The 13,175-nt window shown below is 66.5% G+C and carries 12 protein-coding genes; 7 read left to right on the forward strand and 5 right to left on the reverse strand.

Annotated elements, in window-relative coordinates; all coding sequences use genetic code 11:
• On the forward strand, nucleotides 1-1,332 hold a 1,332-nt coding region (locus JHC79_RS20250), incomplete at its 5' end, for an FAD-linked oxidase C-terminal domain-containing protein (RefSeq protein ID WP_296394200.1).
• Nucleotides 1,333-1,346: 14 nt separating this feature from the next.
• Here JHC79_RS20250 and JHC79_RS20255 read toward each other — a convergent pair.
• From JHC79_RS20255 to JHC79_RS20265, 3 genes are read right to left on the reverse strand one after another with little or no spacing between them, the layout of a single operon-like run.
• Nucleotides 1,347-2,225, reverse strand: coding sequence for an MBL fold metallo-hydrolase (locus tag JHC79_RS20255; protein WP_296394201.1), 879 nt, complete (start codon nucleotides 2,223-2,225; stop codon nucleotides 1,347-1,349).
• A gap of 21 nt (nucleotides 2,226-2,246) precedes the next feature.
• The gene (locus JHC79_RS20260) at nucleotides 2,247-3,629 is read right to left on the reverse strand and encodes a PQQ-binding-like beta-propeller repeat protein (RefSeq protein ID WP_296394204.1); all 1,383 of its coding nucleotides are present in this window, start codon (nucleotides 3,627-3,629) and stop codon (nucleotides 2,247-2,249) included.
• Nucleotides 3,626-4,996, reverse strand: a complete 1,371-nt coding sequence (locus tag JHC79_RS20265; protein ID WP_296394205.1) for a hypothetical protein — start codon at nucleotides 4,994-4,996, stop codon at nucleotides 3,626-3,628. Before JHC79_RS20265 ends, JHC79_RS20260 begins: the two co-directional genes overlap by 4 nt.
• Before the next feature lie 111 nt (nucleotides 4,997-5,107).
• Between JHC79_RS20265 and JHC79_RS20270 the strand changes: the two genes are divergently transcribed.
• Nucleotides 5,108-6,520: a 3' terminal RNA ribose 2'-O-methyltransferase Hen1 gene (locus JHC79_RS20270; RefSeq protein ID WP_296394208.1), complete on the forward strand. Its 1,413-nt coding sequence runs from the start codon at nucleotides 5,108-5,110 to the stop codon at nucleotides 6,518-6,520.
• Complete coding sequence (locus tag JHC79_RS20275; RefSeq protein WP_296394209.1) at nucleotides 6,517-9,012, forward strand: polynucleotide kinase-phosphatase; 2,496 nt, start codon at nucleotides 6,517-6,519, stop codon at nucleotides 9,010-9,012. The genes JHC79_RS20270 and JHC79_RS20275 overlap by 4 nt, the downstream gene beginning before the upstream one ends.
• 2 nt (nucleotides 9,013-9,014) lie before the next feature.
• On the opposite strand, the gene JHC79_RS20280 is transcribed toward JHC79_RS20275, so the two are convergent.
• Together JHC79_RS20280 and JHC79_RS20285 are read right to left on the reverse strand one after the other, a co-directional pair.
• Entirely contained in the window at nucleotides 9,015-10,091 is a 1,077-nt protein-coding gene (locus JHC79_RS20280) for a spore photoproduct lyase family protein (protein WP_296394214.1), read from the reverse strand.
• Between the two features lie 59 nt (nucleotides 10,092-10,150).
• Entirely contained in the window at nucleotides 10,151-10,300 is a 150-nt protein-coding gene (locus JHC79_RS20285; RefSeq protein WP_296394217.1) for a hypothetical protein, read from the reverse strand.
• Nucleotides 10,301-10,603: 303 nt separating this feature from the next.
• Between JHC79_RS20285 and JHC79_RS20290 the strand changes: the two genes are divergently transcribed.
• The 4 genes from JHC79_RS20290 to JHC79_RS20305 form a co-directional block, all read left to right on the forward strand.
• Nucleotides 10,604-11,401 (forward strand): SDR family oxidoreductase, encoded by a 798-nt coding sequence (locus tag JHC79_RS20290; protein WP_296394219.1) that lies wholly within the window; start codon nucleotides 10,604-10,606, stop codon nucleotides 11,399-11,401.
• Between the two features lie 7 nt (nucleotides 11,402-11,408).
• Complete coding sequence (locus JHC79_RS20295; protein ID WP_296394221.1) at nucleotides 11,409-11,819, forward strand: GAF domain-containing protein; 411 nt, start codon at nucleotides 11,409-11,411, stop codon at nucleotides 11,817-11,819.
• A 73-nt stretch (nucleotides 11,820-11,892) separates the two neighbouring features.
• Nucleotides 11,893-12,483, forward strand: a complete 591-nt coding sequence (locus tag JHC79_RS20300; protein WP_296394224.1) for a TetR/AcrR family transcriptional regulator — start codon at nucleotides 11,893-11,895, stop codon at nucleotides 12,481-12,483.
• 20 nt (nucleotides 12,484-12,503) lie between these two features.
• A partial coding sequence (locus JHC79_RS20305) for a type 1 glutamine amidotransferase domain-containing protein (RefSeq protein ID WP_296394226.1) occupies nucleotides 12,504-13,175 on the forward strand: 672 nt, incomplete at its 3' end.

Genomic DNA, 13,175 nt, shown 5'->3' on the forward strand with positions numbered 1-13,175 from the left:
GATCGCCTGGTGCTCGATCCGGACGTCGTCGCGACGTATCACCACGACGAGGCGGAATGGGCGCCGTACGGCCCGCCTCTGGTGGTGGTCCGACCGCGCACGGCGGACGAGGTCCGAGCGGTGGTGCGTGCCTGCCTCGCCCACGAGACGCCGGTCGTCACCCGCGGTGCAGGCACTGGGCTGTCCGGCGGCGCCAACGCCACTGCGGGATGCGTGGTGATCGCACTCGACGGGATGAACACCATCGTCGAGATCGACCAACTCGAGCGATACGCCGTGGTCGAGCCGGGCGTCATCAACGACGACCTCCGTGCGGCGTGCGCCGAGCACGGCCTCTGGTACCCGCCGGACCCGGCCAGCTCACCCTGGTCGACGATCGGCGGCAACGTCGCCACGAACGCGGGCGGCCTGTGCTGCGTCAAGTACGGCGTGACCCGTGACTACGTGTTGGGTATGCAGATCGTCACCGGCACCGGCGATCTCGTCCGTCTCGGGCACAAGACGGCGAAGGGGGTGGCCGGATACGACCTGGCCGGACTCATGGTCGGCTCGGAGGGCACGCTCGGGATCATCACCGAGATCACGGTGAAGCTGCGGCCGCTGCAGGATCCGCAGCGCACCGTCGCCGGCTACTTCGACTCCATCGTCGACGCCGGTCGTGCCGTGAGTGCCGTTGCCGCAGCCGGATTGACCCCATCCGCCCTCGAACTCATCGACCGCCAGTGCCTTCTCGCCGTCGACGCATGGAAGAACATGGGATTGTCGGTCGACGCGAACGTCGTGCTGCTGGGCCGGGTCGACACGCCGGGTCTGATCGGCGACCAGGAGGCGGAGAAGATGCACGCCTGCTTCTCCGAGGCCGGTGCGACGTGGGCGGCGGTCTCCACCGACGCAGCGGAGGCGGACGCCCTGTTCGCCGCTCGCCGACTCGCCTATCCCGCGATGGAGCGCCTTGGTCCTGTGCTCACCGAGGACGTCTGCGTACCCAAGAAACACGTGCCCGAGATGCTCTCGCGGATCGAGCAGATCGGCGTCGAGTTCGGGACCACGATCGCGAACATCGCGCATGCCGGCGACGGGAACCTGCACCCGCTGCTGATCACCCCGCACGATGACGACGAGGCGAGGACGCGCGCGCAGGCCGCGTTCGCGACGATCATCGACGCCGCACTCGAACTCGGTGGGACGGTGACCGGCGAGCACGGCGTCGGACTGTTGAAGAAGGACGGTCTGGTGCAGGAGCTGGATCCGGTCGTCCTGACCATGCATCGCGCCGTCAAGGCCGCACTCGATCCCCACGGGATCCTGAACCCGGGCAAGGTGTTCAGCTGAGCTGACGCCTCGGATCAGCCGGCCAGCGGCTCGATCGTCTCGAACGTCCCCTGGAACCGCACCTCGGTGACGGTGTTCGCGGTCTTGTCCTGCAGCAGTTTTCGAGTCTTCGTGAAGTTGTCGATGAAGAACGGCAGCGGCCGCAGCGGCTTGCGCAGCGAGCGGCCGAAGTTGTCCCAGTGCACCGGGATGATCAGATCGGGATCCGTGGCCTCGACGACATGGCGCCAATAGCTGTCCTGGAAGTCCGTCGACTGGGAGCCGAGCCCGCCGACACCGAGATAGAGGGTGTCCACGTCGAGCCCGTCGAACTGATGCGCAACGTAGTTGGCGCTCGGATGGATCAGGATCGACCCGTCGGGGTGCGTCACGTGAAAGGAGAAGCAACCCCCGGTGCGGTAGTCCTTGGCACTACACGGCGGCGTCAACGGCTCGGCGATCACACCGGGCGCGTAGTCACCGGGGCTGTGCTCGCCTTCGAAGACACGGACCCGGAAGGCTCCGATCGTGAACTCGTCGCCATCGGCCATCAGTGTCATGGTGTCTTCGCCGAGGTCCCAGCCACGGCCCACGTTGAGGGTCGACTCGGAACCGTAGAGGGTCGCGCCCGTACGTCGCGCCACCTCCGGGGAGTCCATCGCGTGATCGAGATGCGAGTGGGCGACGAACAGCGCGTCGAGTTCTCCGATACCGCCTTCGGCCAGGGCGTCGGAGATCCGCTCCTGATCCGGCGCGCACTTCCCGAACCGCACACGCAGCAGCGACGGTCGGGAGAAGAAGCCGTCGGTCATGATCGACGACTCTCCGTCGGTCACATGGATCGATGACGTCCCGAAGAACGTCGTCCGGACCGGGACCCGTTCACCGGACGCACCTGCCTGTTCGTCGACCACGTCGATCACCTCCACATCCGGTCACAATGGTGCCAGACCGATCATCCGGCGGTCCGAGGAGTAGATCCACCCGTCGCCGTATCGTTTCATCGCACCGCCCTTGGAGAACGTCTCGGGGTTCGGGTCGATGGCCGTGAACGGCGCGGTCCACACACGGTGTCCGTCGCGCACGTCGAACGCGATCAGATCGGTTCCGTCGTCGCCCGCGACGACGCCGTCCGCGGCAGCACGCGGTGTGAAGTACTCAACTGTCGGGTTGCGCCAGAGGCGCTTTCCGTTACGCAGATCAATGCCTGTCTGGTTCAGATTGCCGTCACGTAGGTACCCGATGTCACCGACGACCGCGGTCAGGGTGCCCTGACTGTCCTGTTCCTCGGACACGAGATCTCTGCTGGTCCACAGGCGCGTGCCGGTCCGACGGTCGAAAGCTGCGTCGCCGATGATGAGTGGATCGTCGGCGCCCGTACGGTTGTCGACCCCGCCTACCTGACGAATCGTGCTCTTCGTGGTCATGAGCACGTGACCACCACGGTCTCGCAACGACTGACCGGTGATCGTCTCCGAGCTCCCGCACTGGTTGTCGGAATGCACGACGACACCGCCGGTCTCGAGTCTTGCAGAGGAGGAACAGAAGTCGTTGCTCAACCATCGCTGAGCGCCTGACCGCGCGTCGAACTCCGCCACCTGGCCACCTATGGAGATCAGCCCGACACCGTCGGTGACGGTCAGGAGATCCTCGGTGAAGACGTCCTCCCACCCGCCTCCGATGTCGAAACCTCGTGTCCAGTTCGCGGAGACATTGTCGAACGTTCCCGAATGAACCCGGACGTCGTTCTCCTCAGGACTGCCTTCCACGGTGTAGAGGGTGTCGGCGGATGTCGCGATACCGAAGACGAACTCCTTGACCGGTTTTCGGGCGGTCGCTCCTGACTTGATGTCGTAGGTGACGATTGCTCGTGGACCGTTGTCGTTTGACGCGAGGCAGTAGAGCCTGCCGGCGATCGGTGTGTCACTGCACTGCTCGAGGTCTCGTGCGGGCGACTTCCACCGGACCACTCCGGTCTCGGGGTCGATACCCAGCATCACTGCGTCGTCGAGCTCGAATTCCTTGGTGGGGGTAGCGGCGATCGTGATGAGTGTGTTCCGTGCGAGCAGAAGACCAGGCTCACCCGACCGGTACGAAGCGCCCCCGCGGGGATCACTGAACTGACCGAACGGTCGGCCGAGGTACTTCGCGGCGTCGAGAGTCCAGGCGAGTCCGGGTGTCGCCCCGTCGGTCCCGGTGATCCTCTTGACACCGGACGGCCCCCTCCCGGTGATGACCAGCACCGCGGCCGTGACCGTCACCACCGCCAGCACCGCAGCGGCGACAAGAGCTCTCGTCCCCCGGTCCGATGTGTTCACAGTTCCAACCCCGGGGTCAGCGCGATCGATTCGAGTCTTTCCAGCGGCGTGGCGGAGTTGGGTGAGACGGCACTGGAGCGGATCGTGATCTCGGTGCCGCCGGGTCGGGTGACCACCACCGAGTTGGCCGACTGCGGGCGTGAATCTCCGCCGTCGGGTCCGAGCGCAGGCGCATAGTTGGCGAAGAGGGTCTGCACGACCGTGCCGTCCTGGAGTACCCGACGCGTTTTCTGCGCGCCCGAGACCGGATCCGGCCGCTCCTCGGCGGGCGGGGTCCTGCCCCCGGCGATCGCGATGTCGATCGTGGCCCCGCCCATCGCGTCGGGGACGCTGACACACAGCGCGTCGTCGGAGAAGTCGGTCAGTTGCAACGGGCCCGGCGAGGGGCCGCCGAAATCTATTGTGGCGAGAACCCTGTCCAGCCTCTTCGCCTGTTCACGGGTGACCGCGGGACCATTCGCCGAGTCGAAAGCAGATGGCCCTGAACACCCCTGAGACGGAGCGGGGGTTCCCGCGGTAACGGCGGCGGTCACCCGGAGGCGCGGATCCCCGGCGATCCTGACCAGATCATCGATGGTGAGGGGAATTCGTCCGCTGTTCTGCCCGCCGGTGTTGCCCACGCTGTCGTTGGATGACGCGTATATCCAAGAGCCGTCGGGTACGTACGCGGAGGCCGACCTCGTGTTCGTGCGCGTGCCGTTGATCTCGCGCCAGGTGTCCTGCAGGTCGACGACGACACCGTCCGGCAGGGAGCGCCGCTCGTCGAGTTGCCCGGCGACACAGGGCGGGATCGGTCGTGATGACTTCTGCACCGCAATCTGCACACCACCCCGCGCATCCCCGTTCGACACCGAGCCGTACGCGTTGGTGGTCCCCGTCGGATCATCGTCGCCGAAGTCCGAGATGGGTTGGAACACCAGGGACGCCGACGGGCTCGCGAAGTCGATCTCGGCGCCGGCGGGGAGGTCCTGCGCCAGCGCGGTCGACATGGCGGTGGCCTTCGGCCCGTTGAACCACGGGAACTTCGGGTTGTCGTAGCCCGGCCTCCCGGTCGTGACTCGACTGCTGTAGGTGGGTTCGTCGGGCACCTCGACCGTGTCGCAGCCGGGGATGGGCGCCTTCGGGTCGAACGGTTCGTCGACCACCTTGTTCTCGGTCGGGGCGGCGGCACTGGACGGCGCCTCGGTGGATGGCGGAGGCGCGGTCGTCAGCTCCGGCTCGGGCCCGGGGAGTGTGAGACCCACGATCACGACCGCGAGGGCGACGACCGACACGGCGACGAGTCCATAGGTCGACAGACGTTTCGTGCGTGAGGGCGTGGGTTCCTCGGCCGGCTCATCGCTCTGGGGATCGGTCACAGACGCCATGTCGTACATTTGAGCAGGCTCGTTACTTATCAGAGGTACTTTCCCCGTTCCCGCGAGTCGCACGCCGGAAAACCCCAGGATTACGGGGTCGAGGTACTGCACACTGGCCGGATGTTGTTGACCATCTCCGCCGAGCGCTCGCCGGCTCTGCCGACACCGGCCGACCTCGGCTACCTACTGCACAAGCACCCGGATCGGGTTCAGCCGTTCCCCGTCTACGGCGGTACCGCCCACGTCTTCTACCCGGAGGTGAGCGCAGACCGGTGCACGGCGGCCCTCGTGCTGGAGGTCGACCCGGTGGCATTGGTTCGCGGCCGATCGGGGTCACGGGACGGGTTCGCGCTCGGCCACTACGTCAACGACCGCCCCTACGTCGCGTCGTCGCTGCTCTCGGTGGCCATGGGCAAGGTGTTCCGCTCAGCCCTCAACGGTCGCTGCGCCGGACACGACGCCCTGCTGGAGTCCGACCTGCAGCTCACGCTCGCTGTTCCTGCGGTCCCCGGCGATCCTGACCTGTTGCGGCGGTTGTTCTCCCCCCTGGGCTGGGACGTCACCGCGGCCGACATCGAGTTGGACGCGACCAGGCCGGAGTGGGGTGCTGCACCGTTGGTGTCGTTGACCCTCAGCGGATCTCACCGTCTCGCCTCCGCCTTGAGTCACCTCTACGTGCTACTCCCCGTGCTCGATGACGCGAAGCACTACTGGGTCGGCGACGACGAGGTCGACAAGCTCATCCGCGCGGGCGGTGACTGGTTGGCGACCCACCCCGACCGTGACCTGATCACCCACCGCTACCTGGCTCATCAGCGCGGTCTGAGGGACGCCGCCATGGCACGTCTGATCGACCTCGACGACCGCCCCGCCGACGACGCACTGGAGGACGACGACACAGCGCCGTCCCGGCCTCTGGTCCGCATCCGCCACGACGCGGTCATCGATGCGGTCCGCGCATTGCAGCCCGGCTCGGTCGCCGACCTCGGGTGCGGGTCCGGCGCCCTTCTCGGATCGCTCCTCGAAATCCAGGGTATGACAAGGGTCGTCGGGACCGATGTGTCGGACACGTCGCTACGCAAGGCTGCCAAGCGACTCCACGTCGAGCACATGACGGAACGACAGTCCGAGAGGTTGTCGTTGTTGCTGTCCTCCCTGCAGTACGAGGACGACCGGCTGACCGGGATCGACGTGGCCATCCTCATGGAGGTCATCGAGCACATCGACCCGGCACGCGTACCCGCAGTGACCGCGAACGTGTTCGGGTCCATGCGCCCGGGTCACATCGTTCTCACCACACCGAACATCGAACACAACGTCCGGTACCCGCACCTGTTCGACGGTGGCCTGCGGCATGCTGATCACCGATTCGAGTGGACCCGTGACGAGTTCGCCCGGTGGACCCGCCAGGTCGGTGACACCTACGGCTATGACGTCCGCCTGGCCCCGGTGGGCGACGACGATGACGACATCGGTCCGCCGACACAGATGGCGATCTTCAGTCGCCGCACCGGGTCCGGAGAAGCATCATGACCGAAATCGCGATCCCGGAACTGTCCATGGTCCTTCTCATCGGGACCAGCGGATCAGGCAAGTCGACCTTCGCGGCCGCACATTTCGCGGCATCGGAGGTCGTGTCCAGCGACGGCTGCCGAGCCATGGTGTCCGACGACCCGAACGACCAGGGCGCCACGAGAGATGCGTTCGAGCTGCTGGAGTACATCGCGGCCAAACGGCTCGCCCGCGGGCTGCTGACGGTCGTCGACGCGACCAACGTCCAGGCGTCGTCCCGGCGGTCGCTGCTCGCCGTGGCGAAGGATCACGACGTGCTGCCCGTGGCGATCGTGTTGGATCTGCCGATCGACATCGCGCGTGAACGCAATGCATCTCGGCCGGACCGGGATTTCGGGTCGCACGTCATCAAGCGCCAGCGCGACCAGCTACACAAGTCGATGCGCGGTCTCAAGCGGGAGGGCTTCCGGACGATTCATGTTCTCGACACCGTCGAGGCGGTGACCGACGCCTCCATCACGCGGACGCGTCTGTTCAACGATCGCCGGGATGACCACGGACCGTTCGACGTCATCGGAGATGTCCACGGCTGCCTCGAGGAATTGGAGGGCCTTCTCGGTCGACTCGGCTACGTGATCGGCCGCGACGACCGCGGTCGGGCGGTCGACGCCTCGCACCCGGACAGACGGAGGGTGATTTTCGTCGGTGACCTCGTCGACCGTGGCCCCGATTCGGTGGGTGTGCTCCGTCTCGCCATGGGAATGGTCGACAACCACCACGCGCTCTGCGTGTCCGGGAACCACGAGGCGAAACTGCTACGCGCTCTGGGCCGCAGAGATGTCACGCCGAGCCACGGATTGCAGGGCACCCTCGACCAGCTCGCAGACGAGCCGGAGTCCTTCGTGGCCCGGGTACGCGACTTCTGCGACGGTCTGGTCGCCCACTATCTGCTCGACGACGGCAAACTGGTCGTCGCGCATGCCGGGCTGAAAGAGAAATACCACGGGCGGGCATCCGGTCGCGTCCGGGCGTTCGCACTCTACGGCGACACCAGCGGTGAGACCGACGAGTTCGGACTCCCCGTCCGCTATCCGTGGGCGGACGACTATCGCGGTTCGGCGACCGTGCTGTACGGGCACACGCCGATTCCCGAGCCGGAGTGGGTGAACAACACGCTCTGTCTCGACACCGGGTGCGTGTTCGGTGGGAGCCTGACGGCGCTGCGCTATCCGGAACGCGAGCTCGTGTCGGTACCGGCGACCGGTGTGCACTACGCACCGGTGCGGCCTCTGACCCCACCGGAACGCGATCCCGAGATACTCAAGCTCTCCGACGTCATCGGTCCACGTGTCATCGAGACCGAGCACATGGGTCGGATCTCCCTGCGCGAGGAGAACGCAGCCGGCGCGTTGGAGGTGATGAGCAGATTCGCCGTCGCCCCGGGCGAACTGATCTATCTGCCGCCCACCATGTCCCCGGTCGACAGCTCGGCGCGCGCCGATCTCCTCGAGCACCCGGACGAGGCGTTCGATCACTACGCCCGACGCGGCGTCGAGCGGGTGATCTGCGAGGAGAAGCACATGGGGTCACGCGCCATCGTGCGCGTCCGGGCAGACGGATCGGGCGTGATCCACTCGCGTACGGGCCGTGCATTCTTCTCCGATGCGATGCAGAGCACAGTCCTGGCCAGGGTCGCCGATGCCGCTGCTGCCGCCGGCATCTGGGCAGATCTGCAGACCGGATCGCTTCTGGTGGACACCGAGATCCTGCCGTGGACGGCGAAGGCAGAGGCGATGGTTCGCAGCCAGTACGCGCGAGTCGGCGCCGCGGCGACCACCGCTCTCCCCGCCGTGGTGGACGTGCTCGAGATGGCCGCGCTCCGGGGCACCGACGTGGACGACCTCCTCACCCGGACCCGAGCGCGACTCGGCAACGCCGAGCTGTTCGTCGACTCGTACCGCCGATACGTCCGCCCGATCGACACCGATCTCGGTGTGCAGATCGCGCCGTTCCAGGTGCTCGCGGCCGACGGCGAGACGTTCGAGAACCGCGACCACGAGTGGCATCTCGCCCTCGCCGACCGGCTCGTCACCGCCGACCCGGACCTGTTCCGTACGACGCGACGCATCGTCGTCGAGACCGCGGACGAGGTGTCGCGCTCGGCCGGCGCCGAGTGGTGGACCGCCCTCACCTCCGACGGCGGCGAGGGGATGGTGGTCAAGCCGCTCGTCAATCTCGTCCGCGGACCGAAGGGACTCAACCAACCCGGCCTGAAGGTTCGCGGACGCGAGTATCTGCGCATCATCTACGGCGCCGACTACACCGACCCGGACTCCATGGCTCGCCTCAAGCAGCGCAACCTCGGCCAGAAGCGATCGATGGCGCTACGCGAGTACGCGCTGGGCCTCGAAGCGCTGCGAAGATCCGTCTCCGGAGAACCCGTCTGGCGAATCCACCAGTGCGTCTTCGGGATTCTTGCGATGGAGTCGGAACCGGTCGATCCTCGGTTGTGACATCAGGTCCAGTAGAGCAGCTGCGCCTGCGGCAGAACCGACTCGAGCTCGCCGACGAACCACGTTCGCATCTCCGACATGGTCTCGCGCGGGTAGACATATTTCACGCCACCGAACTTGTTGCGCTTGGCCGTTCGGGAGTCCTCGTCCATCTCCAGCTTCGTCGCCGGGTACCAGCTGAGCAGGACGTCCTTGCTGGACGGGGTGAAGCGGTGGGTGATGATCTCGGCGGTGAGGTCGAGGTCGTCGACGTCGTGCAGCGCGGCGGCGACATCGGCGAGTAGCCGGCCGTACTGTTCGCGCCACCCCGGGATCGGCATGATCGGCGCGATGGTCAGACCGACCCGATACCCGGCGAACGCCAGTCGCCGCAACGCCTCGATTCGGGCCGGCATCCGAGCCGTTCCACCTTCGAAACGGTTGGCGACGTCGTCGGCATTGACCGACAGCCGCACCCGCGCGCGTCGGCCGTGATCGATTGTCAGGAGGTCGGTGACGTCGTCGAACTTGGTGGTGAATCGCAGCGACACCCCGTCGCCGTAGGTACCCGACCCCACCCGCGCGATGGCCTCCGACAGTGATCCGGTGACGTGTTCGATGCCCAACGGGTCGGTGTAGCAGGACAATTCGAAGGTGGTGCCCTCGTGGCCGCGCTCCGCGGTCCCCGAGGTGATGGTGCCGCGTCCGGCATGGGTGCCGATGCCGGCGAGGACGTCGTCGATGTTCGCGTACACACGGGTGATCGGAGGCCCCGACAGCGATCCGGCGAGGTAGCAGTACTGGCAGTGGGCAGGGCAGCCCTTGGCGAGGTCGATGCGCCAGTCCGCGCTCGGCGGGATGGGCTGCGGTTTCACGGCGCTCGCCGGCGCGACCACGACGGCGAGGGTCTTCTTCGCGAGCGCATAGGTTTGCCGCTCGGTCTCACCCCGCAACCCGGTCAACCGGTCCCCCGACAACACGTCGATGTCGGACACGCCGGCCGCCTCGCACCGTCGGACGATCTCCGCGATGTGCGGGAGCTCGGAGGCCGATCGCGTGATCAGGACCCGCGACGGGGTCCAGACACGAGTAGGGGTCACCAGCGTTTCGTCCACATGGATACAACGGCACACGGCCGACGATGCTTCCCCCGAGTGACTCAGTCGTCACGGTCTCCGCCGGCGATCGGGTCGTCGTGATCGGTGTAGGGGTACTCCTCCAGGCCGGCCGGATCGGCCTGGAGCTCTGCCTGCTGTTCGAGCAGATCGGCGTCGTCGCAGACCTGCAGGGGATTCGACAGGGGATCCATCGCAAACCTCCCAACGGTGTGGTTCGACTGTCTACAGCGCGTGTTCGTAGTGCATCTCTGCGTCGTCCTTTGTAGCACTCGACGGCGATCACTGCCAGTGGTCGACACGGCACTCTTTCACTCCGGAACTGCTGTGCGAGTGCAGCACTCGGGGACACGTGTACCTGGCGAGGTCCGAACACGGGTGATATGTCACGTCCGGCCCCGGCCGGGACCGGAACGAGAATCCGCGCAACCTCTCGAGCGGGTTCTACCATCTGTTAGCGTCTTGATAACCGTTCAAGAACCTAGTCGAGGAGCCCCATGGCAACGCCCGTTCGTACCGCGCTCATCACCGGGGCGTCGGCAGGCATCGGCGCCGCGTTCGCCGAGCATCTCGCCTCGCAGGGCATCGGGGTCGTCCTCGTGGCCCGTCGCGAGGACCGGCTCACGACACTGGCCGCCGAACTCACCCAGCGCTACGGCGTCATCGCCGAGGTGATCGCGGCCGACCTGACCGATCCGGCTGCGCCTCGCGCCATCATCGATCGCACCAAAGCCCTCGGCATCGATGTCGACATCCTCATCAACAACGCCGGGCTCTCCGGGAGCAAGGCCTTCGCCGACACCGCGTTCTCCGACCTCGCCGGCGAGATCCAGGTGATGGTCACCGCGGTGACCGAGCTCGCGCATCTCGTCGTCCCCGGCATGAAGGAGCGCGGATTCGGTCGCATCGTGAACGTGTCCTCGCTCGCGGCGCTGCTGCCGCCGGCCGCGAGCCTGCTCTACACCGGCATCAAGTCCTACGTACTCAACGTCTCCCAGGCGCTCGACATGGAACTGAAACCGCACGGTATCCATGTGACCGCGCTGTGCCCCGGCTTCACCCACAGCGAGTTCCATGACGTGATGGGCACCCGCGACACCGCGTCGTCGACACTGCCCGGCTTCTTGTGGCAGGAGCCGCAGGACGTCGCACGCGCGGGATGGAACGCCGTCGAGAAGGGCAGGCCGGTCTGTGTTCCCGGCGCAGTCAACAAGGTGACCGCGGTGGCCGCCAAACCGGTTCCGACCGGACTCGGCTACCTGCTGGGCCGAACCCTCAACCCCTTCAAGAACTGACCGGCCGATGTCGTTCGCCGTCTACCGCGCTCCGATGGTCGGCGGCACCGAACGTGCCCTCGAGCGAGGTGTGTGCGGGATGTCGGCGAGCGACGAGCGTTCCCTGCGACGCGTCGATCGATTCGAACAGGTACCCGACGGGTCGTTCGTCTGGACGCGAACCGAGGACGGCGGGTACTTCCTCGGTCGGCTCTACGGACCGCTGCGCGAAGATCGCAGCCCTGACGCGGTTGCCACCGGCCTGATATTCGTGCGGGATTGCCGGTGGACGGCCAATCCCGTTCCCGAGCACGAGGTGCCCGCGGCAACCGTGCAGACGTTCGCCCGCGGCGGTCGCAATTTCCAGCAGACGCACGACCCCGACGTCGGTAGACAGTCGGCGGTGGTCTGGCGGTCGCGCGGCCGGGATCCGGAGTAGATCGGCATCGACTGCAATCGGCTCACGTCAGGGTTACTAGACGACTGGTCTACTAGCGCGTACGGTCAGTGGTGTGGCCGTGACGGAGCAGACCGAGACGCGAGAGGTGATCATCGCCTGCGCTCAACAGCTGATGGCCCGAAAGGGTTACACAGCAGTCGGTCTCAACGAGATCCTGACGACGGCCCACGTTCCGAAGGGCTCGTTCTACTACCACTTCGCGTCCAAGGACGCCCTCGGCGAGGCGATGCTGCGGTCGTACTTCGAGGGCTACCTCGCGGACTTCGACGAGATCCTCGGCCGGGACGACTTCACCTGGGCCGAGCGGATCCTGCAGTACTTCGAGTCGTGGATCGAGTCGCAGAGCAGCTTCGAGTGCCAGGGCAAGTGCCTTGCGGTGAAGCTGGGCGCGGAGGTCGCCGACCTGTCCGAGGCGATGCGAGTGGCGCTGCGCGACGGGATCGGCGAGATCACCGACCGGATCGAGCGAGCGATCCGCGGCGGAGCTGGGGACGGATCGGTGTCGTCGATCGGCGACCCTGCGGCGACGGCCTCGGCGCTCTACGAGTTGTGGCTCGGCGCGAGCGTGGTCGCCAAGGTGAACCGGTCCGCCACCTCCATGGACAGCGCACTGGTGCACACACGCATGGTCCTGGGTATCTGACTTTCACAAAGGAGAAATAGATGAAGATTCTGATGGTTCTCACGTCGCACGACGCGCTGGGTGACACCGGCACGAAGACGGGCTTCTGGCTCGAGGAACTCGCCGCCCCCTACTTCCGGTTCAAGGACGCGGGCGCTGAGATCGTGCTGGCGTCACCCGCCGGCGGACAGCCTCCGCTGGACCCGAAGAGCAACGAGCCCGATTTCCAGACCGACGACACCCACCGCTTCGAGGCGGACGATGCAGCGAAAGCGCAACTCGCTGACACCGTCGTACTGAAGTCGGTCGACCCGAACGAGTTCGACGCCGTCTTCTACCCCGGCGGACACGGACCGCTGTGGGACCTCGCGGAGGACCGTGACTCGATCAGCCTCATCGAAACCGCTCTGCGCGCCGACATCCCGGTTGCTCTCGTCTGTCACGCACCCGGCGTCCTGCGGCACGTCACCTCCCCCGACGGACAACCACTCGTGAAGGGCCGCACGGTCACCGGCTTCACCAACGGCGAAGAGGACGGCGTCGGCCTGACCGACATCGTCCCGTTCCTCGTCGAGGACGAACTGATCAAGCTGGGCGGCGACTACAGCAAGGGCCCGGATTGGGCATCCTATGTCGTGCGCGACGGCATCCTCATCACCGGCCAGAACCCGAATTCGTCGGCTGAGGCGGCAAGCGCACTCATCGATCTGCTC

Origin of the sequence: Williamsia sp. (genome assembly GCF_016462415.1) — a bacterium.
In the GTDB taxonomy this organism is placed as follows: Bacteria; Actinomycetota; Actinomycetes; order Mycobacteriales; family Mycobacteriaceae; genus Williamsia_A.

Excerpts from the sequence above, each read along its gene's own strand:
- JHC79_RS20265 (WP_296394205.1), bottom strand. The coding sequence starts at position 4,996 with ATGGCGTCTGTGACCGATCCCCAGAGCGATGAGCCGGCCGAGGAACCC.
- JHC79_RS20270 (WP_296394208.1), top strand. The coding sequence starts at position 5,108 with ATGTTGTTGACCATCTCCGCCGAGCGCTCGCCGGCTCTGCCGACACCG.
- JHC79_RS20275 (WP_296394209.1), top strand. The coding sequence starts at position 6,517 with ATGACCGAAATCGCGATCCCGGAACTGTCCATGGTCCTTCTCATCGGG.
- JHC79_RS20285 (WP_296394217.1), bottom strand. The coding sequence starts at position 10,300 with ATGGATCCCCTGTCGAATCCCCTGCAGGTCTGCGACGACGCCGATCTG.
- JHC79_RS20290 (WP_296394219.1), top strand. The coding sequence starts at position 10,604 with ATGGCAACGCCCGTTCGTACCGCGCTCATCACCGGGGCGTCGGCAGGC.
- JHC79_RS20295 (WP_296394221.1), top strand. The coding sequence starts at position 11,409 with ATGTCGTTCGCCGTCTACCGCGCTCCGATGGTCGGCGGCACCGAACGT.